Below are 25349 nucleotides of genomic sequence, written 5' to 3' on the forward strand. Positions count from 1 at the left end.
CAAATCAAAGGCGTGACGCAAAAGTGGTCGCATGCTCTGCGAAACTTCCAGGAGCACGATCATGAGTGTGTACGAGTGGGCACGGCAGGAGTTGCGCAGAAGCCAGGATGCGGCACAGGAAATCGGTTTTGACCCGGGCTTGAGCCTGCGCGCCTTGCTCAGTGCAGTGGTGCAGCAGAGCAAGGGCGTGCGTAGTGCCGAAGACCTGGCCGACGAGTTGCAGTTTTTAGCGGAAAACCTCGACGACCAACAGGACTACGGCTTTATGCGGCCTTAGTGGGCGCGCGGTGGCAGGTCTTCGGAGAACAGTTCGTCTTCGGCGTCCGGGCTGACCGGAATCTTGTGTTCCTCTGAGGCCCAGGCACCCAGGTCGATCAGTTTGCAGCGATCCGAGCAGAATGGCCGGTTGAGGTTGGTCGCTTTCCATTCCACGGGGGCGCCGCAGGTTGGGCATTCGACGGTCAAGGGTTGGCTCATGTTCGGCCTCCACGCAAAGTAAGGTAAAAGTGGTGCAGTCGCTCGACCTCGGCCTGTAGCCAGGCCAGGTCCTGGTCATTGACCAGTACATCGTCGGCATGGCGCAGGCGATCTTCCCGTGAGGCCTGGGCCTTGAGAATTGCCTGCACCTGTCCTTCGCTGATGCCATCGCGCAGCAGGGTACGCTGAATCTGTGTTGATTGCGGCACATCGATCACCAGGATGCGCTGGGTCATGGTGTGCTGGCCCGACTCGATCAACAACGGCGACACCAGGATCGCATAGGGCGAGCGGGCGCGGGCCAGATGGCTGCGGATCTCGTCGGCAATCAGTGGGTGCAGCAGGGCCTCAAGCCACAGGCGTTCTTGCGGCGCCTCGAAAATACGCTTGCGCAAGGCAGCGCGATCCAACTGGCCATCGGGCAGCAGGATTGCGCTGCCAAAGTGCTCGGCAATCTTTGCCAACGCCGGCCGACCGGGCTCCACCACCCAGCGCGAGGCATGGTCGGCGTCGATAAGGTCTACGCCAAGGTCGATAAAGTGCTGGGCGGCAGCGCTTTTGCCGCTGCCGATGCCGCCCGTCAAGCCAAGAATCCAGGGTGTTGCGACAGAAGTGGTCATCTGAAACCGACAGACTGCAAATAGAAGTCGGTTATTTGACCACCCCAGAGCAATGCAATCCAGCCGGCAATCGCTAGATAGGGACCAAACGGCAGGGGCACCGATGTCTGCGCGTTACGCATGCGCAACAGAATCACCCCTGCTATCGCGCCCACCAGCGATGCCAGCAGCAGCGTCAGCGGCAGGATCTGCCAGCCACCCCAGGCGCCGAGCAGGGCCAGTAGCTTGAAGTCGCCATAGCCCATGCCGTCCTTGCCAGTGCACAGCTTGAACAGCCAGAACACCGACCACAGGCTCAAGTAACCGGCAACCGCGCCCAACAGGGCATCGGGCAGGGGCGTGTACAACTCGAAATAATTGAGGATCAACCCCAGCCACAGCAGTGGCAGCACCAGCACATCCGGCAGCAGTTGGTGATCGGCGTCGATCAGGCTCATAGCCAGCAGGCCCCAACTCAAGAACAGCACTCCAGCGGCCGGCCAGCCGAAGCCGTAGTGCCAGGCAATAAATGCCGAGAGCAGCCCGCAGGCCAGTTCGGTCAGCGGGTAGCGTGGGCTGATGGAGGCGTGGCACTGCGCGCAGCGCCCCCGCAGCAGCAAGTAGCTGAGCACCGGGATGTTTTGCCACGGGCGAATCGGCTGTGAGCAGTGCGGGCAGCACGAGTTGGGGTGCAGCAGGTTATAGGTCGGGCCGCTGGGCTCCGGGGGCAGGCCGAGTATTTCATGGGCCTGGGCGCGCCAGTCCCGCTCGAGCATTTTCGGCAGGCGCCAGACCAGCACGTTGAGGAAGCTGCCAACGATCAGTCCCAGCACCAGTGCAGCCCAGACGAACAGCCAGGGGTGGAGGATCAGGAGTTGCTCCAGGGTCATGTTCAAAACGCCGTGCCAAGCTGGAAGATCGGTAGGTACATGGCGATCACCAGCGCCCCGACAATGCTGCCGAGCACCACCATGATCAGCGGCTCCATCAGGCTGGTCAGGTTGTCCACCAGGTTGTCGACGTCCGTTTCATAATGCTCGGCGACCTTCTCCAGCATGCTGTCCAGCGTGCCCGACTCTTCGCCGATGGCTGTCATCTGGATCGCCATGCCAGGGAACAGGCCGCTGGCGCTCATGGATTGATTCAATTGCATTCCTATTGCCACGTCCTGGCGCATGCGCGTGATTGCCTGGGTGAACCGCTCGTTGCCGGTGGCTGCGGCCACTGAATCCAACGCCTGTGCCAGCGGCACGCCGGCGGCGAAGGTAGTGGCGAGTGTGCGAGCGTAACGGGCGACAGCGGTTTTTTTCAGCAGTGTGCCTGCCAATGGCAGTTTCAACAAACCAGTGTCCAGCCACAGGCGCAAGCCGTTGTGTCGACGGTAGCCACGGCGTATCCCCCAGGCAGTCGCGGCCACGGCCAGCAACAGCATCCACCATGCGTTCTGCATGAATTCGGACAGCAGGATAACCAGTTGGGTAAAGCGCGGCAGCGGTGTGTCGATGCCGGCAAACAGGCTTTCGAATTGGGGTACGACGTGGATCAGCAAGATGCTACTGACCAGCGCCGCCACGAGCAGGACCACCAGTGGATAGGTCATGGCCTTCCTGATCCGGGCCTTGAGGCGTTGGCTCTTTTCCAGGTGGGTGGCTACTCGTTCCAGAAGGGTTTCCAGGGTGCCAGCCTGTTCGCCGGCCGCGATCAGGCTGCAATACAGTGGGGTGAAACACTGCGGCTGTTTCAATAATGCGCCGGTCAGGCTGTTGCCTGCGGCAATCTCCTGCTTCAATCCCTGGACCATCGTGCGCATGGAGCGGCTGTCAAAGCCTTCGCCAATCATGTCGAAGGCTTGCAGCAGGGGGATTCCCGCCCTCAGCAGAGTGGCCAGTTGGCGAGTGAACAGCGCAATATCGGCCGGGGTGATGGGGTTGCCCAGGCCCGAAAGGAGGCTGGAGCGCATCTGTACCCGAAGCGGGTTGATACCTTGCCGGCGTAATTGGGCCTTGATCATGGCGGGGCTATGGCCACGGGTTTCGCCAGAGACCTTGCGGCCATTGCGCAACGTGCCTTCCCAGGCGTAGGTGGTGGCGGGGTTCGCGGTGACATCATTCATTGGCGGCGACAGCTCATCGGCAGGTGACGATCTACAGCTTAGTCAGGCCTCTGTGTCCGTCAGGCTATTGGACAAGGGGAAAATGTCAGATTGTGCGTCTTGTGAGGGCCTTGCCCGGCGCGGATGAGTACACTGGCGCGGTTGTTGAGGGCAGGGCGCAGGACGTGCCTTGCGATGGGGTTTTATTCTGGAGAGTGAGTGTGATGCGTCAGAACGGCTTTACTTTGATCGAGTTGTTGATCGTCGTGGCGATCATCGGCATCTTGGCCACCATTGGCCTGCCCATGTACACCAAGCACCAGGCCAAGGCCAAGTTCACGGCTGGGCTGGCGGAAATCTCGGCGTTGAAGGCGGGCTTCGAAGACACCTTCAACCAGGGCACGGTGCCCACGCTGGCGCTGATCGGTGGCTCCAGCCCGACCGCCAACTGCGTGATCAGCGTGGTGGGTGATGTGGCTGCGGGGACGGGCTCGATTGCCTGCCAAATCCTCGATGCGCCTGCGCCGATCCAGGGCAAGCTCATTACCCTGGCGCGCAGTGCCAGTGAGGGTTGGAAGTGCACCACCAGCGCTGACGAGCAGTACGTTGCAAAGGGGTGTGCGGCTGGCAACTGAGGCCGGGCTGCCTTAATCAGTGATAGGAGCCCGGCGTGACGGGCTCCCAAGTAAAGGTTGCCCATGACGTTATCCGTGCAACAGCGAGGAAGCGTGTTCCTGGTGCTGGCGCTGAGCCTTTTGCTACTGGGTATTACCCTGTCCTTCAGTGGCCATGACTGGCAGCGTGTCATGCAGGTCGGCGTGGGTGTCTGTGCGTTGCTCTATTGCCTGGCGACTCCCGCCATGCGCCTGGTCGACAAGCCCACCGCTATCGGCCTGGCGCTGGTATTCGGCCTGGGCCTGATCTCTTCGTCGTTGGCCCACCAGCCACTCTGGGCGCTGACCGAGTGGGCGCTGATGATCACCTGCGGGGTGATTGCCGCAGCGTTTGCCCGGTTGCGGCGCAATGGCGATCCAGCCCTGGATCAGGTGCTGATCCTGTTTGTGTTGCTGCTGTGCCTGATCAAGGTTGTGCAATACGGGTACGCGGGCGTGCTGGCGTTTACCAGTGGCGCACCGACACTGGACACCGACCTCCTGCTTTCCGGGTTCTCCAACAAGCGCTTCTACGGCCAGTTCCAGACATTTACCTTGCCTTTGCTGGCATTGCCGCTGTTGCTCGCGAGCACCTCGCGGTTGGCGCGTGGGCTGGTATTTGCCCTGTTGTGTGCCTGGTGGTTGATTGCAATCAGTGGCGGCACCCGTGGCACCTGGCTGGGCATCGGCGTGGCTGCAATCGTCGTGGCTTTCCTGGGGGTTGCGGGGCGCCGCTGGTTGACCTGGCAGTTGGCTGCACTGTGTGGCGGGCTGTTTTTGTACTGGTTGTTGTTCACGGTCCTGGCGCGTTACCTGGGGCTGGAAATTGCCAGTCTTTCCAATGACCGGCTCACCACCAGCCTTTCGGGCCGTGAAGTGATCTGGTGGCAAGCCTGGGACATGATCCGCGAACGGCCGTGGCTGGGTTTCGGGCCGATGCACTTTGCCGATATCCCTAACCCGATTGCCGCCCACCCGCACCAGGCGATCCTGCAGTGGGCCAGTGAGTGGGGCGTGCCATCGGCCTTGTGTGTGGCGCTGCTGGCGTTGCGCGGCGGTTGGGCCACGTTGGTGGTCATTCATCGGCAAGGGGCGGCAGGGTCCGCGCAAGACCTGCTGCGCCTGTGCCTATTTGCCGCGCTGCTGGGCGCGACGGTGCAGGCCATGGTCGATGGGGTGATTGTGATGCCCTATTCGCAACTCTGGTTGGCGCTGGTGGTGGGTTGGCTGATGGCCTTGCATCCGTGGCGCACGCCGGTTGTCGCGCCGATGCCGCTGTTGCACCGGGCCTGGCAAGCGTCGGCAGTGCTCGCAGTGGTGTGGCTGGTATTTGTCGTGTATCGCGACTTGCCTGGTGCCACTGAGCGCAGCCAACACTACATTGACGTTGCCAAAAGCCATCTGCAGCCACGGTTCTGGGTCCAGGGAGTCATTGCGCCGCACATTCGGTAAGTTGCCGGGCGCCCAATGCAGTGCTAGCTTTAGCCCACCGCCCGTGTAGCTCAGTTGGTAGAGCAGCGCACTCGTAACGCGAAGGTCGCAGGTTCGACTCCTGTCTCGGGCAAAAAGGCACCACAGTTTTCAGATGATCCCAGAATGGTTCTGAAGGCCAGATGAACCGGTATTCGTGCCCGTTCTTTTGTATCTGCGCAACCTTGATGACCCAGATGCATCCCCATTCCTCGATCTAAGAGAACGACATGACCACGACAGCAATGACCCAGGAAGTGCGGCACGCAGAAGCCCTCAAGAAATATCTCGAGGAATCGCCGCAGCTTAAGGAAGAGATCAAGGAACTGAACGCTGATGACCAGCGCGACCAGATCCAGTGGGCATTCGAGGACGAGGCCGAGAGCCAGGGCTTCCAGCCTTGGGAACTGACCCTCAAGTACACGACCACAGCGGAAGAATTCGAAGCGGCGCGCCTGGCCTTGCACAAAGAGGCGGCCGAGGTGCTGGGTGTCGAGTGGGAAGAGTACTGCGAGATGAACAATCTGGTGGTTTAAACGCGATTATCGCCGGCAAGCCGGTTCCTACAGGTGTCGCACAATTGTGTAGGAGCCGGCTTGCTGGCGATGACGGTGTCAGATACTGAGCCGCATCGACAAATCCACTGCCTTCACATCCTTGGTCATCGCCCCGATGGAGATGTAGTCCACGCCGGTCTCGGCAATGGGCAGCAAGGTGCTTTCATTGATCCCGCCGCTGGCTTCCAGCTTGGCCTTGCCGCCGTTCAAGCGTACGGCTTCGCGCATGTCGTCCAGGCTCAACTCATCCAGCATGATGATATCGGCGCCCGCCGCCAGGGCTTCGCGTAACTCTTCCAGGCTTTCCACTTCGACTTCCACCGGCTTGCCCGGGGCGATCTTGTGGGCGGCAGCTATGGCCTGGGCAATGCCACCGCAGGCGGCGATATGGTTTTCCTTGATCAGGAACGCGTCATACAGGCCGATGCGATGATTGTGGCAACCGCCGCAGGTCACTGCGTATTTTTGCGCCAGACGCAGGCCCGGCAGGGTCTTGCGGGTGTCCAGCAGCTTGACCTGGGTACTGGCGACAAAGTCCGCCAGGTATTGCGCGCGCGTGGCCACGCCCGACAACAGTTGCAGGAAATTCAGCGCACTGCGCTCACCGGTCAGCAATGAGCGGGCGGGGCCTTCGAGGTGGAACAGCGCCTGATTGGGGCTGACGCGTTCACCGTCGCGCACCTGCCAATGCACGGCAACCCGCGGGTCTAACTGGCGGAACACGGCATCGACCCAGGCGGTGCCACTGATCACGGCAGCATCCCGGGTGATGATCGTGGCCTTGGCCAGCCGTTCGGCCGGGATCAATTGCGCGGTGATATCGCCGCTGCCGATGTCTTCCAGCAGTGCGCGGCGCACGTTGGCTTCGATTTCGGCGGTGAGGTCGGCGAGGCGTAGATTCGGCATAGCGGGCTCCACATACAAAGTGCCCCGATTATAGGGGCATGGCAGCGCCGAACCCAAGGTATGCCGGCATAACCTGCCTGATTACAAAGCACCTACAGAGTTTGCTGGCGCTACAGGGGCTATTTGCAAGATAATCTCGCGCCTTGCAATTGGCGTCATAGCTTTGACGTCTCGGTGATCTACAGATAATCGCGCTCCCGCCGGTATTCCATTGGCGGTTGCCGCGCGAGCGCTCACAAAACCGAACCCCGTCGTTCCAGGAGGCCAGCATGCACAATGACGCAAAGGTGGTGCCGATCAACAAGATCGCCGCACAAGCGATGCCGTCGCCGCTCGCCCGCCTGCCTGTGATCGTGCTTCAGGTGCGTGACAAGGCCACCCAGCAACTCGACCGGGGTTTGCAGGAACTGTTCGATAACGCCGACGACACCCTGTTCGAAATGGCCGACAAGGCCCGCAACAACGCCGACCACAATATTTTCTTTGAAGCCATGCGCGACCTGCGCCTCAAGCGTAAGAACTTCGAGCGCGTGTTCATGGAGCAATTCTTCGACGCATTCGCCAACCTGGGGCAGGCCGGGCAAGGCGAGTTGCTGTTGCCGACGGTCTCCTACGAAGCAGTACCCGGCGCGTGCGCCGATGACCTGGAAAAAGCCGTGGCCCTGGAGGCCATGCTCGACAAGGTCATGCACCGTGATGGCCTGGCCCTGGGGCAACTGACCGCCCGCCTCGGTGCGCTGCTGGGCAAGCGCCTCGACGATCGGGAAAACCCCCTGGGCCCGGCGATGCTCTGCGAGTACTTCCTGCGGGCCGGGCGCAGCCTGGGGGTGGAGATCCGGGTCAAGCTGATCATTTTGAAACTGTTTGAAAAGTACGTGCTCAGCGATGCCGACCTGCTCTATGGCGAGGCCAATCAGTTGCTGGTCGCCACCGGCGTGCTGCCCGAACTCAAGGCCGTCCCCTCGCGGCGTGCCGGCGAGCGCGCCAGCAGGGCCCGCCCGCCGGTCGAAGCGGCCCCTGCTGCCGACCCGCAGGCCGATGAGGCCGAGCAACAAGTCTTCGCGGCTCTGCAAGAACTGCTGCTGACCGTGCGCGGCAGTGTGGCCCCGACCCTGGAGGCCAGCGCCCAGGCCCAGCCGATTTCTACCCGTGACCTGCTGCGCCTGCTGTCTCACCTGCAGCAGTATGTGCCGGAACCTGCGGTCGAGGACGATTTCGACCTGCGCCGCCAATTGGAAGAACTGCTCACCCGGGTCAGCGTCAAGAGTGGCAAGTCGCGGGTAGTGGAAGATGCCGACGAGGATGTGATCAACCTGATCGCCATGTTGTTCGAATTCATCCTCGACGACCGCACCCTGCCCGATTCCCTCAAGGCGTTGATCGCGCGCCTACAGATTCCGATGTTGAAAGTGGCCGTGCTGGACAAGAGTTTTTTCAGTCGTGGCAGCCACCCGGCGCGGCGCTTGCTCAATGAAATCGGGACCGCCGCCATGGGCTGGGGCAAACGTGACGACTATCAGCGTGACAGCCTGTACGTGCGCATCGAGCAGGTGGTGCAGTGCCTGTTGAATGATTTTGTCGACGACCCGGCGATTTTCTCGGTGCTGCTGCAGGAATTCACCGCTTACACCCAGGACGAGCGCCGCCGCAGTGAGTTGCTCGAACAGCGCACCCGCGACGCCGAAGAAGGGCGCGCCCGCACCGAACAGGCCCGGCAACGGGTCGCCGATGCGGTTAGCCAACGCTTGCTGGGCAAGGTCTTGCCGCAGTTCGTGGTGCAGTTCCTGCAACAGGCGTGGAGCCAGGTCTTGTTGCTCGAATGCCTCAAGCACGGGCAACACTCGCCGCAATGGCAGGCGCGGTTGCGGGCCATGGACGAATTGATCTGGAGTGTCGGCCTGAGTGAAGACACCGAGGCTGGCCACCGCCTGCTGGAACAGTTGCCCGCGTTGCTCAAGGCCCTGCGTGAAGGGTTGAGCGAGGCGGCGTTTGATTCGTTTGTCACCCGGGAGTTTTTTGTCCAGTTGCAGGCCCTGCATACCCAGGCGTTCCAGGGGGCGGCGCTGCCCGGCGTGACACTGGTCCAAGTGCGCGAGGACGCGGCGGCTGGGGCGCCAGGGCAGACGGCCAGCCTGGCGGAGGACGATCCCGATCTGCTCAAGGTCCGACAACTGCGCATCGGCAGTTGGGTCGAATTTCGCGAAGATGAGGAAAACACCCTGCGCTGCAAGCTGACAGCGATTATCGCGCCCGCCAACAGCTATATATTTGTCAATCGCACAGGCCTCAAGGTGCTGGAAAAAACCTGCACTGAACTGGCCCTGGAGTTCAAGCGTGGCGGGGTGCGTACCCTCGATGATGCACTGCTGTTCGACCGCGCGCTGGCGTCGGTGATTGGCAATCTGCGGCAACTCAATCGCGCCAAGTGATCGCAACCACCCGGCGGATCACGGCATACTGGACGCTCTCACGTCTTGCGCAAGGAACCTGTATGCAGTTGGACCCCACCAGCGGTTGGTGCCAGGGCATTGCCCATTGCCCGTCGCCCAACTTCAATGAACGCCCGGGCGGCGAGATTTCCCTGTTGGTGGTGCATAACATCAGCTTGCCACCGGCCCAGTTCGCCACGGGCAAAGTGCAGGAGTTCTTCCAGAATCGCCTGGATGTCACGGAACATCCCTACTTTGCAGGTATTGCCGACCTACGGGTTTCTGCGCACTTTCTGATTGAGCGCGACGGCGCCGTGACGCAGTTTGTCTCCTGCCAGGACCGTGCCTGGCATGCCGGCGTCTCCTGTTTCGAGGGGCGCGAGACCTGCAACGACTTTTCCCTGGGGATCGAGCTTGAAGGGACCGACGACCAGCCCTTTACCGACGCTCAGTACCAATCCTTGATCGAACTGAGTCGCCAATTGCTGGCCGCCTACCCGGGCATCACGCTCCAGCGCATTTGCGGTCATAGTGACATCGCCCCAGGACGCAAGACCGATCCTGGACCGGCTTTTGATTGGGCGCGTTTTCGCGGCGCCTTGCAGGAAGGAGGACATGCACAATGAGTTTCCTGGTGTTGGTGCTGGCGGTATGGATCGAGAAGTTCTCGGCCTTGCGTTCGCGGGTACAACGCGATGGCCTTTGGCTGCGCGAACTGGCCCGGCTTGAGTCGAGCGCGCGGCTGGGCACGCAACCCTGGCTGATCCTGGTGTTGCTGGTATTGCTGCCAGTCGCGCTGCTGGGGCTGTTGCTGCTGGTCCTGGAGCCGGTGGCCTATGGTTTGCTGGCACTGCCGGTGCACCTGCTGGTAGTGATCTACAGCCTGGGCCGTGGTGACCTGCTGGGCCAGTTGGGGCCGTTTCGTGATGCCTGGCGCCGGGGTGACCTGCAAGCGGCTGAACACGTTGCCGAGCGCGACCTGGCCATTGGCGCCGACAGCGGCGAGCAACTGCTGGAGCGGGTCCAGGGCCATTTGCTGTGGCAGGCCTACCAGAGCTTTTTCGCGGTGATTTTCTGGTACTTCCTCCTTGGCCCGGTGGTCGTCCTGGCCTACCGCTTGCTGGCACTGGCTACCGAACACGGGCAAAACCCGCTGGTGGTCGAGCGCGCCGGGCAATTGCGCCATGCCTTCGACTGGTTGCCGGTGCGGTTGCTGGCGGCGAGTTTTGCCCTGGTCGGCAACTTTGTCGCGGTCAGCCGGGTGATGCTGCATGAGCTGCTGAGCTGGGATATCAGCGCAGCGCAACTGGTGGAAAAGGTCGGCCTGGTGGCCGGCGAAATTCCTGCACCGGTAGTCGGTGCCGAAGGCATCAACAGCCTGGACCGGTTGTGGGAACTGCTGCTGCGCGCTGCCGTGTTGTGGTACGCCGGGTTTGCGATCTGGACCGTCTTGCCCTGAAAAATACCTTGTGGGAGCGGGCTTGTGTGGGAGCGGGCTTGCTCGCGATGCGGTGTAGCCGTCAAAAAATCCGGTACTGACACACCGCTATCGCGGGCAAGCCCGCTCCCACACAAGCCCTCCCACATAGAGTCTGTTGTGGCTTCAAAAATCAGCCCGCCGCCAAGCCCCACTGATCGCGTTAACCTTAAGTTACAAAACTCCCCGCCGATTTAAGCTATACAGACAGCGCGCCCAATAGTGGCTTTCTGCCGCTGCCCTGCGCCTTCAATAAAAATAAAAGAAAAGGGAGTTCATCTGTGAAGAGCTTGCTCTATCCCGCCATTGCGTTGATGAATCGCCTGAGCTTCGGCATGAAGTTCAGCCTGATCAGCGTGCTGTTTTTCCTGCCGATGCTGGTAACCAACTATTACCTGGTGCGCGACTCCTGGCGTGAGTTCCAGGGCACGCAGGTGGAGTTGCAGAGCCTGGACCTGCTGGGCAGCAGCCTGATCCTGCGCCGCGACCTGGAAACCCTGAACAATCAGGTACAGATCAACGCCACCCTCGGCCAGGCAGGCAAGGCGGGGGATATCGAAAGCCGCATCACGGCATTGGAGCAGCGCGTACTTGAACGCCTGCAAGGCTTCCAGGCGATGACGGCCGATCCGGAGCAGGTCGCAGTGTTCGAAAGCAAGCGCGATGAAATGATTGCGGCGTTCAAGGGCCAGCAAACCGAGTCTTCACTGTTGAGCAAAAGTGCGTTGATCGGCAAGTTGCTCAACAAGGCACAGATGTTCAGCCAGATCATTGCCAGCCAGTCGGGGTTGAGCCGTGATGTGCAGAGCGATGTGCGCCAACTCAGCGACCTGGTGACCAGCGTCACCCCGCAAGTCACCCAGGCCCTGGGCGAGGGCCGGGCCATGGGCGCGTACTCCCTGGGCCAGGGTTTTCTCAACTCGTCGTCCAGTACGCGCTTTGACGAACTGCTGCAGCAATTGGAAAAGCTCCAGGCTGAATACGGCTTGAAAGTGCAGGACGCCCTCGGCTCCAGCAAGGCCGCCCATGGCTCCCTGGATGCCTTGGCCCAAGCCAGCCAGGCCAGCCTCAAGCAGGGCAGCGAACTGTTTGAAGAGCAGGTGGTGATGGCCGAAACCCTGGAGGCGCCATGGCAGACCTTCTATGACGACGTGACGGCCTTGATGGCCAAGACCTATCAATTGGACGACGCGACCCTGTCCTTCCTCGACCAGCAGTTGCAACAGCGCCTGGCCCAGAACCGCACGCACATGGTGCTGCTGGTCGCGGCGCTGGCGGCGGTGTTCCTGTTGATTTTCTATCTGTACGGCGGCTTCTACGCCTCGACGCGCACCACCCTGCGCCGCCTGGGCGCGATGATGGATAAGGTCGCTGCCGGGGACATGACCGTCAGCTTCAAGTCCCAGAGCCGCGATGAACTGGGGGAGTTGGGCGAAGTGTTCAACGGCACCGTGGCGAAAATCCACGACCTGATCGAACGGGTAGGGCAGACCGTCCATGAAGTCGAGCATCAGGCCGGGCAAGTGGAATCGGTGTCGGCGCGCAGCAACCAGGCGGTGTCGGGCCAGCGCAGCCAGATCGAGCAGGTGGCGACGGCCATGAACCAGATGTCGGCAACCGCCCACGAAGTGGCACGCAGTGCGGCAGCGGCTGTCAGCAGTGCCCACAGCGTCAACGATGAAACCCTCAGCGGGCGTGGCCTGGTGCAATCCCAGCAAGGCAGCATCGCGCTGCTGGCATCGGAGATCGATCAGTCAGTGCTGGTGATCAATCAACTGGCCATCGACAGCCAATCCATCAGCAGCGTGCTGGAAGTGATCAAGAGCATTGCCGAGCAAACCAATCTGCTGGCCTTGAACGCGGCCATCGAGGCGGCACGGGCCGGTGAGCAGGGGCGCGGGTTTGCGGTGGTGGCCGACGAGGTCCGCACCCTGGCCCGACGCACCCAGCACTCCACCGAAGAAATCGAGCAGATGATCGCCAAGCTGCACCAGGGCGTCAGCGCAGCGGTGAAGGCCATGGGCAGCAGCCATAAAATGGCCAGTGGTACGGTTGGTCAGTCGGAAAAAGTCCAGTTGGCCCTGGAAAACATCCTCGGTGCGGTAGGCATGATCGTCGATCAGAACCAGCAAATCGCGGCGGCGGTGGAGCAGCAGACGGCGGTGGCCCACGACATCGACCAGAACATTGTCGAGATCAATCGGGCTGGCGAGCACGCAGCCCAAGGCGCGCACCAGACCGAAGAGGCCAGCCGGCAATTGTCCCTGCAGGTGATTGAGCTGAAAAAGCTGATCGGCGCATTTCGCGTGTGAGTTATGTCTGTAGGTATTGTTTGTTGGCGATGTAGTGCATGTCCTGTTTTCCCGTGTGAGCTTTTTTTGTAGTGCGATTGGGTGAGAATTTGTTTCACACCCCATCCAGCGCTTCCGGGAGGCAGGGCCATGACCGCGACAACCCCAGGCGTGAAAGGGCATTGCGCCCATTGCGACATCACCTTCGGCCTCAAGCCCTGGCAGCTCAATGCCATTGCTCTCAACGAGCCCTTTGATTGTCCGTATTGTCACAAAGTCCTACAGCTCAATTGCCCCAGGCAACTGCGCCAGTTGAAGTCTCTGGACAACCTGGCCTTGCTGCGCCCGAGCATGCTTGTGCTGACCAGCGTGGCCTTGTTGGTGGCCCTGGTGGTGGAGTGGGTCGGCTTGATCAGCAAGGTCGGGCAATTGAACGTGTCGCTGGTGGCGATCCTGATTCACTTCTTGACCCTGCGTCATGCTCGCCACCGGCATCGCATGACCCTGACGCTACAGGCGGTCAACCCCGCCATCGAGCGGCCAGTTGAACAGTTCGCAAGTGTTGCGGGTGCTCGCTTCGGCCAACGCTGAAGGGCTGATGCCCATCAGTTCGGCCAGGGCGCCGCAGATTGCCGGCAGGTGCTGCGGGCTATTGCGTTGGCCGGGGTACATGGCGGGGGCCATGTCTGGCGAGTCGGTTTCCAGCACCACCGAATCCAGCGGCAGTTGGGCGATGACCTTGTGCATGCGCAAGGCCTGGGGCCAGGTCGGCGCGCCGCCCAGGCCCAGCTTGAACCCCAGCTTGATGTATTCGCGGGCTTCTTCGCGGCTGCCGGCGAAGGCATGGATGATCCCGCCCCGTGCCAGGCGGATGCGCTTGAGGGTGGCGATCACGGCCGCGTGGCTGCGGCGCACATGCAGCAGCGCCGGCAGTTGGAAGTCCACGGCCAACTGCAATTGCGCTTCAAACAATATTTGCTGACGCTCGCGGTCCAGGTGCTCGAGAAAATAATCGAGACCGATTTCCCCCACGGCGCACACCTGGCGATGGCCCTTGAGGCGGCTCAGCCAGTCGCCCAATTCGATCAGGTCTGCGGGACGATGTTCATCCAGATACACCGGGTGCAGGCCGAAGGCCCCATGCAGGTCCGGGTCCTGTTGCACCAGGTCCCACAACCGCTGCCAATTGCGCTGGTACACCCCCAGCACCACCATGCGCCGCACGCCGAGCTGGCGGCTGTGCCTGAGCACCTCGTCGCGATCAGCGTCGAAGTCCTCGAAGTCGAGGTGGGTGTGGCTGTCGATCAGCTCCACGCCTACGCCTCGTGAATCCGCTGCTTGAAGGTCCGGCCAATGGCATGCACGCCCGGCTGGTAGTGCTGTTCTTCAATCGCCGCCAGCGCCAGGCGCAGGGCCGTCTGCGCGATCAGCGCGTGCTGCTGGGCCATGGCGTTGACCGGTAGCGGCAGGAAGTCCAGCAACTGGGTGTCACCAAAGGTGCCCAGGCGCAGTGGCCGGGACTTGAGCGGGAAGTCATGCAGCGCGTCAAACACCCCTTGTAGCAATACGTAGGAAGTGGTCACCAGCGCGTCGGGTAAATGCCCCAGGCGTTGCAGGAGTTCTTCCATCAACTTGCGGCCACAATCACGGCTGAAGGCTTCGCCGTGCTCGATCAGCACTTCGCCCTTGAAGCCGTGCAACGCTTGCTGGAAACCCGCCGCGCGTTCCTGGCTGATGCTCAGCTCGGGGCGCGCGCCGATCAACACGATCTGCCGGGGCAGCGGTTGCAGCAGGCTGCTGGTCAACTGCTGGCAGGCCTGGCGGTCATCGCTGACCACCGAGCAGAACTGCTCGGCCTCCATCACCCGGTCGATGGCGATCACTGGCAGGCCCTTGGCTTGCAGCTCGCGATAACTGTCATCGCTGGCAGGCAGGCAACTGGCGACGAACAGCGCATCACAACGCCGCGCACGGAACAGTTGCAGTAACTGGCGCTCGCTATTGGCATCGTCGTCGGAACTGGCGATCAGCAATTGATAGCCACGGGCCCGCGCGCCTTGTTCCAACAGCTTGGCGATCCGTGCGTAACTGGGGTTTTCCAGGTCCGGCAGGATAAAGCCCAAGGTGCGGGTATGTCGGCTGCGCAGCCCTGCGGCCTGGGGGTTGGGAGTGAAGCCATGCTCCTCGACCACCGCCCGCACCCGTTCCACGGTGGCGGTGCTGATCCGTTGCTGTTGGGCCTTGCCATTGATGACGTAGCTGGCGGTGGTCACGGACACACCGGCTAGACGTGCAATATCACTGAGTTTCAAACCGGGATTTCCTTGTTTTTTAGAGCTTGCCCCGACATTTTGTCCAATCGTAACCGATTCCTGCACGCGACCATTGTCGCAACTCAAGCGCCGAGTGGTGCTTCAACGATGCAAAATTACCCAGTAATCTGCCATAAATTCTAGATTAAACGTTTCAGCAAGCGTATTTTTACGATGTTCGCCGCTGAGTGCCTACTGCCAATTGACCGCTCAGTCAGTTATTTTTGCACGGTTTAATCAAAACAATACCTAGTGCGCACCCCGCACTAACTAGGAGAAAGGCATGCTTGAGCTCACCGTAGAGCAGATATCCATGGGCCAGTTGGCTGTGGATAAGTCTGCTGCCTTGCAACTGCTCGCCGAAAAACTGGTAGCCGATGGCCTGGTCGCCGAGGGTTACCTGAGCGGCCTGCAAGCCCGTGAAGCGCAAGGCTCGACCTTCCTCGGCCAGGGTATTGCGATCCCCCATGGCACCCCCGAAACCCGCGACCAGGTGTTCGCCACCGGCGTGCGCCTGCTGCAATTTCCCCACGGTGTGGATTGGGGCGATGGCCAGATCGTCTACCTGGCGATTGGCATTGCCGCCAAGTCCGATGAGCACCTGCGCCTGCTGCAACTGCTGACCCGCGCCCTTGGTGAAACCGACCTGGGCCAGGCGCTGTGCCGCGCCACCTCGGCCGACGCCTTGCTCAAGCTGCTGCAAGGCGCGCCCCAGGAGCTGGCGCTGGATGCCCAAATGATCGGCCTGGGCGTGTCTGCCGACGATTTCGAAGAACTGGTGTGGCGCGGCGCCCGCCTGTTGCGCCAGGCCGATTGCGTGAGCAATGGCTTTGCCGCGGTGTTGCAGCAAGTCGATGCATTGCCCCTGGGCGATGGCCTGTGGTGGCTGCACAGCGAACAAACGGTCAAGCGCCCGGGCCTGGCCTTTGTCACACCGGACAAACCCATGCGCTATCTGGGCCAGCCATTGAGCGGCCTGTTTTGCCTGGCCAGCCTCGGCGAGGCCCACCAGGCATTGCTTGAGCGCCTGTGCGCCTTGCTGATTGAAGGGCGCGGCCAGGAACTGGGGCGCGCCACCAGCAGCCGGGCGGTCCTCGAAGTGTTGGGTGGCGAACTGCCCGCCGATTGGCCCAGCGCCCGTATCGCCCTGGCCAATGCCCACGGCCTGCATGCGCGGCCGGCCAAGGCCCTGGCCCAACTGGCGAAAGGCTTCGACGGCGAGATCCGCGTGCGGATCGTCGACGGGCAGGGCGGTGCGGTGTCGGTCAAGAGCTTGAGCAAGCTGCTCAGCCTCGGCGCCCGGCGTGGCCAGGTGCTGGAATTTGTCGCCGAACCCGGCATTGCCGACGATGCGCTGCCGGCGCTGCTGGCGGCTGTGCAAGAGGGGCTGGGTGAAGACGTCGAGCCGCTGCCGGCCGTCAGTGCACGGGTTGAGACCCTTGAGGTCGAACCACTGATCAGCGCGCCGCGCTCCGGCAGCCTGATTCAGGCAATCCCTGCGGCACCGGGGATCGCCATCGGCCCGGCCCATATCCAGGTGTTGCAGCCGTTCGACTATCCGTTGCGCGGCGAGTCGGCCAACGCCGAGCGCGAGCGGTTATCCGCAGCATTGCGCGATGTGCGCCACGATATCCAGGGCTTGATCGAGCGCAGCACGTCCAAGGCGATCCGCGAGATTTTCATCACCCACCAGGAAATGCTCGACGACCCGGAGCTGACCGACGAAGTCGACACCCGCCTCAAGCAAGGCGAAAGCGCCGAAGCGGCGTGGATGAGCGTGATCGAAGCAGCGGCCAAACAGCAGGAGTCCTTGCAGGACGCACTGCTCGCCGAACGCGCCGCCGACCTGCGGGACATCGGCCGGCGGGTGCTGGCGCAACTGTGTGGTATCGACACCCCGCAGGAGCCCGACGAGCCCTACATTCTGGTGATGGATGAGGTCGGCCCGTCGGATGTGGCGCGCCTCGACCCGACGCGCGTGGCCGGGATTCTCACCGCACGCGGTGGTGCCACCGCCCACAGCGCCATCGTCGCCCGCGCCCTGGGGATTCCCGCGCTGGTCGGCGCCGGGCCGGCGGTCTTGCTGCTGGCCTCGGGCACGCCATTGTTGCTCGATGGCCAGCGCGGGCGCCTGCATGTGGATGCCGATGCCGAGACCTTGCAGCGTGCTACCCAGGAGCGCGACACCCGCGAGCAACGCTTGCAGGCCGCCGCCGCGCAACGCCATGAACCGGCCTTGACCCGCGATGGGCATGCGGTGGAAGTGTTCGCCAATATCGGCGAAAGCGCCGGTGTGGCCGCTGCGGTCGAGCAGGGCGCCGAAGGCATTGGCCTGCTGCGCACCGAACTGATTTTCATGGCCCATTCCCAGGCCCCGGACGAAGCCACCCAGGAAGCCGAGTACCGTCGTGTGCTCGACGGCCTGGCTGGGCGGCCGCTGGTGGTGCGCACCCTGGATGTGGGTGGTGACAAGCCGCTGCCGTACTGGCCGATTGCCAAGGAAGAAAACCCGTTCCTTGGCGTGCGCGGCATCCGCCTGACCCTGCAACGCCCGCAGATCATGGAAACCCAACTGCGTGCGCTGTTGCGCTCGGCGGATGGCCGCCCACTGCGCATCATGTTCCCCATGGTCGGTAGCGTTGATGAGTGGCGCCAGGCCCGGGACATGACCGAGCGCCTGCGCGCGCAGATCCCAGTGGCGGACCTGCAACTGGGGATCATGATCGAAGTCCCCTCGGCGGCCCTGCTGGCGCCGGTTTTGGCCCAGGAAGTGGACTTTTTCAGTATCGGCACCAATGACCTGACCCAGTACACCCTGGCCATCGACCGTGGTCATCCAACCTTGTCGGCCCAGGCTGACGGCCTGCACCCGGCCGTGCTGCAACTGATCGACATCACCGTGCGCGCCGCCCATGCCCATGGCAAGTGGGTCGGGGTGTGCGGTGAGCTGGCGGCCGACCCGCTGGCAGTGCCGGTGCTGGTGGGCCTGGGGGTCGATGAGTTGAGCGTCTCGGCGCGCAGCATTCCCGAGGTCAAGGCCCGGGTGCGTGAATTCACCCTGGGCGAGGCCCAGGCCCTCGCACAAAACGCCTTGGCCGTGGGCTCTCCCGCGCAAGTGCGTGCCCTTGTGGAGGCTGTGTAAATGGCAAGGATTCTAAGCCTGACGCTGAACCCGGCGTTGGACCTGACCGTACAACTGACACGCCTGGAGCCGGGAGCGGTCAATCGCAGCCTGGCCATGCTGACCCATGCGGCGGGCAAGGGCGTGAACGTCGCCCAGGTGTTGGCAGACCTTGGCCATCACGTGACGGTTGGCGGTTTTCTGGGGGCAGACAATCCCCAGGCATTTGAAGCGTTGATTGCCCGTCGGGGTTTTGTCGATGCGTTTATTCGTGTGCCGGGGGAAACCCGCAGCAATATCAAGGTGGCCGAGCTGGACGGCCGGGTGACCGATATCAACGCGCCGGGGCCTGTGGTCAGCGCGCAGGCGCAACAGGCCCTGCTCGACCAGTTGACGCAGATTGCCCCGGGCCATGATGTGGTGGTGGTCGCCGGCAGCCTGCCCCAAGGTGTCAGCCCGCAGTGGTTGCAGGGCCTGTTGTTGCACCTGAAAAACCTCGGGTTGAAAGTCGCCCTGGACACCAGCGGCGAAGCCCTGCGCGCCGGGTTGCAGGCCGGCCCCTGGCTGGTCAAGCCCAACACCGAAGAGCTGGCCGACGCCCTCGATTGCCCGACCGCTACCGTCGCGCAACAGGCCCAGGCCGCCCAGCGCCTGCACCTGCAAGGTGTCGAGCATGTGGTGGTGTCCCACGGCGCCGATGGGGTCAATTGGTTCGGTCCCGACGCTGCCCTGCAGGCCACGCCGCCACGGGTCACCGTCGCCAGTACCGTAGGCGCGGGCGACTCGTTGTTGGCCGGCATGCTGCACGGTTTGCTGGCGATGGAGGCACCGCGGCAAACCCTGGCGCGGGCCACGGCCATCGCCGCGATGGCCGTCACGCAGATCGGTTTTGGCATCAGCGACGACGCGCAACTGGCGCGTCTCGAAAGCGGTGTGCACGTCCGCCCGCTGACAGAACAATAAGAGGGATTGTCATGAAATTAGCCATTGTTACTGCCTGCCCCAACGGCATGGTCACCAGTGTGCTGTGCGCCCGCTTGCTGGACGCCGCCGCCCAGCGCCAGGGCTGGAGCACCAGCGTGGAGGTGGTGGACGTGAACCACCCCGAGCGCGCACTTTCCCAGGCCACCCTCGACGCGGCCGAATGGGTGTTGCTGGTCGCCAGCACGCCGGTGGACATGCAGCGCTTTGTCGGCAAGCGCGTGTACCAGAGCACCCCGGCCCAGGCGTTGCAGGACGTTGAAGCGGTGCTGCAACGGGGCGCGCAAGAGGCCCAGTTGTACGTGGCAACCGCCGCGGTGCCGGCGGCGAAAGCCGCCCCGCGTATCGTCGCCATCACCGCCTGCCCCACCGGCGTGGCCCACACCTTTATGGCCGCCGAAGCCTTGCAGCAAGCCGCCAAGGCCAAGGGTTATGAGCTGCAGGTGGAAACCCAGGGCTCGGTGGGCGCACGCACGCCCCTGAGCGAGCAAGCCATTCGCGACGCGGATGTGGTGCTGCTGGCCGCCGACATCGAAGTGGCCACCGAGCGCTTTGCCGGCAAGAAAATCTACCGTTGCGGCACCGGCATTGCGCTCAAGCAGTCCGCCGCAATCCTCGACAAAGCACTGGCCGAAGGCCAACAGGAAAGCGCGGCCAGTGGCGCGGTGGCCAAGGCGGAGAAAACCGGGGTCTACAAGCACCTGCTGACCGGCGTGTCGTTCATGTTGCCGATGGTGGTGGCGGGGGGCTTGTTGATTGCCCTGTCCTACGTCTTCGGGATCCACGCCTACGAAGAACCTGGCACCCTGGCCGCAGCCCTCAGAGCGGTCGGCGACCACGCCTTCACCCTGATGGTGCCGTTGCTCGCCGGCTACATCGCCTACTCGATTGCCGACCGTCCGGGCCTCGCGCCGGGGATGATCGGCGGCCTGCTGGCCAGTACGCTGGGCGCGGGTTTTATCGGCGGGATCTTCGCCGGTTTCCTCGCCGGCTACAGCGTCAAGCTGATTACCCGCGCGGTGCCATTGCCGCAAAGCCTGGAGTCGCTCAAGCCGATCCTGATCATCCCGTTACTGGCGAGCCTGGTCACGGGCCTGGCGATGATCTACCTGATCGGCCCGCCCGTGGCGCAGATGCTGGCGGGCCTTACGGACTTTCTCAGCACCATGGGCACCACCAATGCGGTGCTGCTGGGCATCCTGTTGGGTGGGATGATGTGCGCCGACCTCGGTGGGCCGATCAACAAGGCGGCCTACGCCTTCTCCGTCGGCCTGCTGGCCTCCCAGAGCGGCGCGCCGATGGCCGCCACCATGGCCGCGGGCATGGTGCCGCCGATTGGCATGGCTATCGCTACGTTCCTGGCCCGGCGCAAGTTCGCCCAGACCGAGCGCGAAGCCGGCAAGGCCGCGTTGATCCTGGGCATGTGCTTTATCTCCGAAGGCGCCATCCCGTTCGCCGCCAAGGACCCGCTGCGCGTGATCCCCGCCAGCATCGCCGGCGGCGCGTTGACCGGCGCCTTGTCGATGTACTTCGGCTGCAAGTTGATGGCACCCCATGGCGGGCTGTTTGTGATGCTGATCCCGAACACCATCAACCATGCGCTGCTGTACCTGTTGGCGATCGTTGCCGGCAGCGTACTCACAGGGCTGGTGTACGCCGTGATCAAGCGTCCGGAGGCCGTCGAACTGGCCGTTGCCTGAGTGTAGGTAGCGACACCTGTCATCTGTGCTTCATCCGGCCATGCTTTAGTTTTCCTTTTGCTGTGCAGAGGCAAACCCATGAGCCACTTCAATCCCGGCCGTCGTCGGGTGATCCAGGGCGTCGGCGCCGGCCTGTTGCTGCCGGGGCTGGCGCCGGCGGTAATTGCTTCAGTCAAGGACCGGCCGCAGTTGACCGATGGCGTGCAGTCTGGCGACTTGCTGGGCGACCGCGCCATGATCTGGAGCCGCTGCGACCGCCCGGCACGGATGGTGGTCGAGTGGGATACCCGCAGCCTGTTCGGCAACCCGCGCCGTTTCATCTCGCCTTTGGCCGACAGCCGCAGCGACTTCACCGCCCGCGTCGAGCTGACCGGGCTGCCCGCCGACCAGGCGATTTTCTACCGTGTGCAATTTGAGGATGCGCAGACCGGCGTGGCCAGCGAGCCCTGGTTCGGCCACCTGCGCAGCGTGCCGCAACAACGGCGCGATATCCGCTTTGTGTGGAGCGGCGACACCGTCGGCCAGGGCTTTGGGATTAACCCGGATATTGGCGGCATGCGCATCTACGAAGCCATGCGCCTGCGCCTGCCTGACTTTTTTATCCACAGCGGCGACACCATCTACGCCGACGGCCCGGTACCGGCGCAATTGACCACCGAAGGCGGGCGCATCTGGCGCAACCTTACTACCGAGGCCAAGAGCAAAGTCGCGCAAACCCTGGATGAATACCGTGGCAACTACCGCTACAACCTGATGGACGACAACGTGCGCCGCTTCAATGCCCAGGTGCCGCAGATCTGGCAATGGGACGATCACGAAGTGGTCAACAATTGGTCGCCCGGCAAGCAACTGGACGAGCGTTACCAGACCAAGGACATCACCACCCTGGTGGGCCGCGCACGCCAGGCCTGGCTGGAATATGCGCCGATGCGCTTGCAGGGCGCCGACCAGGGTGGGCGCATCTACCGCAAGCTCAGCTACGGGCCGTTGCTCGATGTGTTTGTGCTGGATATGCGCAGCTATCGCGGGGCCAACGATGACAACCTGGGCGGGACCAAACCGTTTCTGGGGCGGGCGCAACTGGACTGGCTCAAGGGCGGACTCAAGGCGTCGAAGGCGCAGTGGAAGGTGATCGCCGCCGACATGCCCATCGGCCTCGGCGTGCCCGACGGCGAAGTCAGCCCCGGCGTGCCGCGCTGGGAGGCGGTGGCCAACGGCGACCCGGGCGCGGCCCAGGGCCGTGAGCTGGAAATTGCCGAATTGCTGGGCTTCCTGCGCGCGCAACAGGTGCGTAACCATGTGTGGCTGACCGCTGATGTGCACTACTGCGCGGCGCACCACTACCACCCGGACCGGGCGGCGTTCCAGGATTTCGAGCCGTTCTGGGAATTCGTCGCGGGGCCGCTGAACGCCGGGAGCTTCGGGCCCAATCCTTTGGATAAGACCTTTGGCCCGCAGGTGGTATTTGAAAAGGCCCCGGCCGTGCAAAACACATCGCCGTTTGCCGGGTTCCAGTTTTTTGGCGAGGTGCAGATTGATGGGCAGACGGCGGAGTTGACGGTCACACTACGCGACCTCGATGGCGTGTCGGTATTCGAACAAAAACTCCAACCCGCCTGACCTGAAATGCGCCCAAACCTGTGGGAGCGGGCAAGCCCGCTCCCACATTTGGATGTGTGCATGTCCAGAGATCGTAGACATCCCACATTTTGATGGGTGTACGTCAGTACACATCCCGGCGGTAGCGGCCCTGTTCGATAAGGCGTTCCACCGCCTCGCTTCCCAGGACGTCCACCAACACCTGGTCCACCCCGCCCGCCATGCCCTGCAAACTGCCACAGACATAAATCGCCGCGCCCTCGGCCAGCCATTTACGCAATACATCGGCGGATTCGCGCAGGCGGTCCTGGACGTAGATCTTCTCTTCTTGATCCCGCGAAAACGCCAGGTCCAGCAACGCCAGGTCGCCACTGGCCAGCCAGCCTTGCAGCTCGTCCTGGCAGTGGTAGTCGTGGGCGATGTTGCGTTCGCCGAACAGCAACCAGTTGCGCTGCTGGCCGTCGGCGATGCGCGCCTTGAGCAAGCTGCGCAAGCCGGCAAGGCCGGTGCCGTTGCCCAGCAGGATCAGCGGTACCGGGTCAGTCGGCAGGTGGAAGCCGCTGTTGCGCCGCAACCGCAGGCTGATTGCCGCGCCCAGCGGCGCGTGTTCGGTCAGCCAGCCTGAACCCAGGCCCAGGCTGCCGTCGGCGTGGCGTTCCTGGCGCACGATCAGTTCCAGTACGCCATCGCTGGCAATCGAGGCGATGGAGTATTCGCGCATGCCCACCGGCACCAGCGCCTCTACCAGGGCCTGGGCGTGCAGGCCGACCAGGTGGGAGCGGTTGTCCGGCAACTGGCGGCTGGCAAGCACCTGTTCCAGGGGCCGCGCCAAGCCATCGATCAGCACTTCGTCCGTGCCGGCGATGCCCAGGCCGTCGAGGAAATGTTCGACGGCCCACGGGCAATTGCGTGGCAGGATTTCCACCAGGTCGCCGGCCAGCCAGTTCCGTGGGGCGGGCGGGGTGAGCCCCAGCAGGTAGACGCCCGAGCCGCTGCTGTCTGGGTTGAGCAGGGTGCGCCGGTCCAAGGTCCAGCTTTCGTAGCTGGCGCTGGCCCAGGCGGCCGGTGCGTGGCCGGTGATCTGCCCCAGTTGCTGTTGCCAGTGCAACAGGGCCTCCTGGTCGCCGCTGTCGACTTCCACCGGGGCGAACAACGGGTTGCCGCCCTGGTTGGTCAGCCAGAAGTGCAGGCGCCGGGCAAAGCCGCAAAAGTGCTGGTATTGACGATCGCCCAGAGCCAGCACCGAGTAGTTCAGGCCCTGGAGGGCAAGGTCTTGGCCCAGCACGCTGCGTTCGAAGCCGCGCGCGCTGTCCGGGGCTTCGCCGTCGCCGAAGGTGCTGACCACAAACAGCGCATGTTCCGACTGGCGCAAGTCGTCTTCACTGACACTGCCCAGGGGCTGCACCTTCACCGGCAACCCGGCCGCCTGCAACTGGCCGGCGGTCTGCCAGGCCAGTTGCTCGGCAAAGCCGCTCTGGCTGGCGAAACCGATCAGCCAGGCCGGTGCATTGCCAGGGTTTTCGCCCAGACCTTTGCGTGCATCGCGCACCTGGCGCTTTTTGCGGCGGCGGTCCAGGTACAGCAACCAGCCGGTAATAAAGAACAGCGGCATGCACAGCGAAGTGACGGTAAGGATAATCCGCCCCACCAGGCCGAAGTAACTGCCCACATGCAGCGCATAGATGCTGGTCAGCAATTGCGCCTTGAGGCTTTTATCGCCATAGCGTTGAACACTTTTGACCACGCCGGTGGCCGGGTCCAGGTTGATCTGGTTCAGCGCGCGGTCATGGGGAGAGTTCTGCAACAGGTAGTAGATCGTGGCCGGTTGCCCGGCGACGGCTGGCATACGGATGTTGTAGGCACTCAGGCCCGGGCCGGCGGTGCTGTAGATGCTGCTCCAGATCGCCTCGTAGTTGGCCACGGGTGCCGGGCCCGCCGGCGCCGGGCCGCGATTGCGCACCCGCTCGTTTTGCGGGGCATCGGACAGCAGCTTGGTCAGGCCCTTGTTGTACCACTCGTAGGACCACGACAAACCGGTGAGCGCGGCCAACAGGTAGAACAGCAGGCACCAGGTGCCGAACACCGAGTGCAGGTCCCAGTTGAAACTGCGGCCTTTCTTGCGCCAGTCCAGGGTCAGCCAGGCACGCCAGTTCGCCACCTGGCGCGGCCAGCGCAGGTACAGGCCGGAGAGGCAGAAGAAAATCAGGATCAGCGTACAGGCGCCGGTGATTTGCCGGCCGGTATCGCCCATGGCGAGGAAGCGGTGCAGTTGCAGCATCAGGCCGAAAAAGTCCTGGCCGACGGCATCGCCCAGGTAGTCGCCGGTGTACGGGTCGAAGTAGCGCATCTGCCCCCGGCGTTCGCCCGGTGGCGGCGTGAAGAAGACCCGGGCGGCGTTGCCGCTTTCGCTTTCCACCCACAGCATGGACACGGCCTTGCCTTCGGTGGCTTCGAGTTTGCGCACCAGTTCAGCGGGTGGCAGCACCCCGGCGGGTTGCTGGTGCACGGTCAGTACCGTGGGGTTGAGCGCCCGCAGGATTTCATCCTGGAACGAGTACGCGGCCCCGGTAATCCCCATCAATGCCAACACCAGCCCGGCGGTAATGCCGAAAAACCAGTGCAACTGGAATAGGGTCTTCTTCAACACGTGGGACGGCCTCGCTGAGCTGGATAGGAATTTTACGG

21 protein-coding genes and 1 tRNA gene are annotated in these 25349 nt (G+C 63.1%); 14 read left to right on the top strand and 8 right to left on the bottom strand.

Annotation, left to right across the window (positions count from 1 at the left end; translation table 11 throughout):
* The first annotated feature begins 61 nt into the window (after positions 1 to 61).
* A complete protein-coding gene (locus HBO19_RS00485) occupies positions 62 to 277 on the top strand; it encodes a hypothetical protein (protein WP_057441062.1) in 216 nt (71 codons plus the stop codon).
* Here HBO19_RS00485 and yacG read toward each other — a convergent pair.
* From yacG to HBO19_RS00505, 4 genes are read right to left on the bottom strand one after another with little or no spacing between them, the layout of a single operon-like run.
* Complete coding sequence (yacG, locus tag HBO19_RS00490; protein WP_092238375.1) at positions 274 to 477, bottom strand: DNA gyrase inhibitor YacG; 204 nt, start codon at positions 475 to 477, stop codon at positions 274 to 276. The two genes, HBO19_RS00485 and yacG, sit on opposite strands and share 4 nt — an antisense overlap.
* Positions 474 to 1097 (bottom strand): dephospho-CoA kinase, encoded by a 624-nt coding sequence (coaE, locus tag HBO19_RS00495; protein ID WP_169951024.1) that lies wholly within the window; start codon positions 1095 to 1097, stop codon positions 474 to 476. The genes yacG and coaE overlap by 4 nt, the downstream gene beginning before the upstream one ends.
* Positions 1094 to 1960, bottom strand: coding sequence for an A24 family peptidase (locus tag HBO19_RS00500; protein WP_275942092.1), 867 nt, complete (start codon positions 1958 to 1960; stop codon positions 1094 to 1096). The genes coaE and HBO19_RS00500 overlap by 4 nt, the downstream gene beginning before the upstream one ends.
* Before the next feature lie 8 nt (positions 1961 to 1968).
* Entirely contained in the window at positions 1969 to 3189 is a 1221-nt protein-coding gene (locus HBO19_RS00505; RefSeq protein WP_170056709.1) for a type II secretion system F family protein, read from the bottom strand.
* A gap of 203 nt (positions 3190 to 3392) precedes the next feature.
* Between HBO19_RS00505 and HBO19_RS00510 the strand changes: the two genes are divergently transcribed.
* The 4 genes from HBO19_RS00510 (at position 3393) to HBO19_RS00525 (ending at position 5827) form a co-directional block, all read left to right on the top strand.
* Entirely contained in the window at positions 3393 to 3803 is a 411-nt protein-coding gene (locus HBO19_RS00510; protein ID WP_169951393.1) for a pilin, read from the top strand.
* 63 nt (positions 3804 to 3866) lie between these two features.
* Positions 3867 to 5273: an O-antigen ligase family protein gene (locus HBO19_RS00515; RefSeq protein ID WP_170056710.1), complete on the top strand. Its 1407-nt coding sequence runs from the start codon at positions 3867 to 3869 to the stop codon at positions 5271 to 5273.
* A gap of 39 nt (positions 5274 to 5312) precedes the next feature.
* Positions 5313 to 5385: transfer RNA gene (locus HBO19_RS00520), tRNA-Thr, on the top strand.
* A 136-nt stretch (positions 5386 to 5521) separates the two neighbouring features.
* Positions 5522 to 5827 carry a DUF6388 family protein gene (locus tag HBO19_RS00525; protein ID WP_169951014.1) on the top strand — a complete coding sequence of 102 codons (306 nt, stop codon included), beginning with the start codon at positions 5522 to 5524 and terminating at the stop codon, positions 5825 to 5827.
* A 78-nt stretch (positions 5828 to 5905) separates the two neighbouring features.
* Here HBO19_RS00525 and nadC read toward each other — a convergent pair whose 3' ends face one another.
* On the bottom strand, positions 5906 to 6754 hold the full coding sequence (nadC, locus tag HBO19_RS00530; protein ID WP_169951010.1) for a carboxylating nicotinate-nucleotide diphosphorylase: 849 nt from the start codon (positions 6752 to 6754) through the stop codon (positions 5906 to 5908).
* Positions 6755 to 7023: 269 nt separating this feature from the next.
* On the opposite strand from nadC, the gene HBO19_RS00535 reads away from it, so the two are divergent.
* The 5 genes from HBO19_RS00535 to HBO19_RS00555 all read left to right on the top strand — a co-directional run bounded on the left by HBO19_RS00535 (position 7024) and on the right by HBO19_RS00555 (position 13542).
* The gene (locus HBO19_RS00535) at positions 7024 to 9183 is read left to right on the top strand and encodes a DUF1631 domain-containing protein (protein WP_170056711.1); all 2160 of its coding nucleotides are present in this window, start codon (positions 7024 to 7026) and stop codon (positions 9181 to 9183) included.
* Positions 9184 to 9245: 62 nt separating this feature from the next.
* Complete coding sequence (gene ampD, locus HBO19_RS00540; protein ID WP_169951005.1) at positions 9246 to 9809, top strand: 1,6-anhydro-N-acetylmuramyl-L-alanine amidase AmpD; 564 nt, start codon at positions 9246 to 9248, stop codon at positions 9807 to 9809.
* Positions 9806 to 10642: a regulatory signaling modulator protein AmpE gene (ampE, locus tag HBO19_RS00545; RefSeq protein WP_170056712.1), complete on the top strand. Its 837-nt coding sequence runs from the start codon at positions 9806 to 9808 to the stop codon at positions 10640 to 10642. Before ampD ends, ampE begins: the two co-directional genes overlap by 4 nt.
* Before the next feature lie 299 nt (positions 10643 to 10941).
* A complete protein-coding gene (locus tag HBO19_RS00550) occupies positions 10942 to 12972 on the top strand; it encodes a methyl-accepting chemotaxis protein (protein WP_169950998.1) in 2031 nt (676 codons plus the stop codon).
* 129 nt (positions 12973 to 13101) lie between these two features.
* Positions 13102 to 13542 (top strand): hypothetical protein, encoded by a 441-nt coding sequence (locus HBO19_RS00555; RefSeq protein ID WP_169950995.1) that lies wholly within the window; start codon positions 13102 to 13104, stop codon positions 13540 to 13542.
* Here HBO19_RS00555 and HBO19_RS00560 read toward each other — a convergent pair.
* Positions 13462 to 14265, bottom strand: a complete 804-nt coding sequence (locus HBO19_RS00560) for a TatD family hydrolase (protein ID WP_170056713.1) — start codon at positions 14263 to 14265, stop codon at positions 13462 to 13464. The two genes, HBO19_RS00555 and HBO19_RS00560, sit on opposite strands and share 81 nt — an antisense overlap.
* A gap of 2 nt (positions 14266 to 14267) precedes the next feature.
* Positions 14268 to 15263, bottom strand: a complete 996-nt coding sequence (cra, locus tag HBO19_RS00565; protein WP_169950992.1) for a catabolite repressor/activator — start codon at positions 15261 to 15263, stop codon at positions 14268 to 14270.
* A 283-nt stretch (positions 15264 to 15546) separates the two neighbouring features.
* On the opposite strand from cra, the gene ptsP reads away from it, so the two are divergent.
* The 4 genes from ptsP to HBO19_RS00585 all read left to right on the top strand — a co-directional run bounded on the left by ptsP (position 15547) and on the right by HBO19_RS00585 (position 22685).
* Positions 15547 to 18405, top strand: a complete 2859-nt coding sequence (gene ptsP, locus HBO19_RS00570; protein ID WP_170056714.1) for a phosphoenolpyruvate--protein phosphotransferase — start codon at positions 15547 to 15549, stop codon at positions 18403 to 18405.
* Positions 18406 to 19347 (top strand): 1-phosphofructokinase, encoded by a 942-nt coding sequence (gene pfkB, locus HBO19_RS00575; protein WP_170056715.1) that lies wholly within the window; start codon positions 18406 to 18408, stop codon positions 19345 to 19347.
* Between the two features lie 11 nt (positions 19348 to 19358).
* A complete protein-coding gene (locus HBO19_RS00580; RefSeq protein WP_170041723.1) occupies positions 19359 to 21065 on the top strand; it encodes a PTS fructose-like transporter subunit IIB in 1707 nt (568 codons plus the stop codon).
* Positions 21066 to 21143: 78 nt separating this feature from the next.
* Positions 21144 to 22685, top strand: a complete 1542-nt coding sequence (locus tag HBO19_RS00585) for an alkaline phosphatase D family protein (protein ID WP_169950983.1) — start codon at positions 21144 to 21146, stop codon at positions 22683 to 22685.
* Positions 22686 to 22788: 103 nt separating this feature from the next.
* On the opposite strand, the gene HBO19_RS00590 is transcribed toward HBO19_RS00585, so the two are convergent.
* On the bottom strand, positions 22789 to 25311 hold the full coding sequence (locus HBO19_RS00590) for a sulfite reductase flavoprotein subunit alpha (RefSeq protein WP_170056716.1): 2523 nt from the start codon (positions 25309 to 25311) through the stop codon (positions 22789 to 22791).
* Positions 25312 to 25349: the final 38 nt, after the last annotated feature.

It is taken from the genome of Pseudomonas sp. WS 5021 (genome assembly GCF_012985535.1).
Classification (GTDB): Bacteria; Pseudomonadota; Gammaproteobacteria; order Pseudomonadales; family Pseudomonadaceae; genus Aquipseudomonas.

Coding starts and splice junctions, on each gene's coding strand:
- HBO19_RS00485 (WP_057441062.1), top strand. CDS start 62: ATGAGTGTGTACGAGTGGGCACGGCAGGAGTTGCGCAGAAGCCAGGAT.
- yacG (WP_092238375.1), bottom strand. CDS start 477: ATGAGCCAACCCTTGACCGTCGAATGCCCAACCTGCGGCGCCCCCGTG.
- coaE (WP_169951024.1), bottom strand. CDS start 1,097: ATGACCACTTCTGTCGCAACACCCTGGATTCTTGGCTTGACGGGCGGC.
- HBO19_RS00505 (WP_170056709.1), bottom strand. CDS start 3,189: ATGAATGATGTCACCGCGAACCCCGCCACCACCTACGCCTGGGAAGGC.
- HBO19_RS00510 (WP_169951393.1), top strand. CDS start 3,393: ATGCGTCAGAACGGCTTTACTTTGATCGAGTTGTTGATCGTCGTGGCG.
- HBO19_RS00515 (WP_170056710.1), top strand. CDS start 3,867: ATGACGTTATCCGTGCAACAGCGAGGAAGCGTGTTCCTGGTGCTGGCG.
- HBO19_RS00525 (WP_169951014.1), top strand. CDS start 5,522: ATGACCACGACAGCAATGACCCAGGAAGTGCGGCACGCAGAAGCCCTC.
- nadC (WP_169951010.1), bottom strand. CDS start 6,754: ATGCCGAATCTACGCCTCGCCGACCTCACCGCCGAAATCGAAGCCAAC.
- HBO19_RS00535 (WP_170056711.1), top strand. CDS start 7,024: ATGCACAATGACGCAAAGGTGGTGCCGATCAACAAGATCGCCGCACAA.
- ampD (WP_169951005.1), top strand. CDS start 9,246: ATGCAGTTGGACCCCACCAGCGGTTGGTGCCAGGGCATTGCCCATTGC.
- ampE (WP_170056712.1), top strand. CDS start 9,806: ATGAGTTTCCTGGTGTTGGTGCTGGCGGTATGGATCGAGAAGTTCTCG.
- HBO19_RS00555 (WP_169950995.1), top strand. CDS start 13,102: ATGACCGCGACAACCCCAGGCGTGAAAGGGCATTGCGCCCATTGCGAC.
- ptsP (WP_170056714.1), top strand. CDS start 15,547: ATGCTTGAGCTCACCGTAGAGCAGATATCCATGGGCCAGTTGGCTGTG.
- pfkB (WP_170056715.1), top strand. CDS start 18,406: ATGGCAAGGATTCTAAGCCTGACGCTGAACCCGGCGTTGGACCTGACC.
- HBO19_RS00580 (WP_170041723.1), top strand. CDS start 19,359: ATGAAATTAGCCATTGTTACTGCCTGCCCCAACGGCATGGTCACCAGT.
- HBO19_RS00585 (WP_169950983.1), top strand. CDS start 21,144: ATGAGCCACTTCAATCCCGGCCGTCGTCGGGTGATCCAGGGCGTCGGC.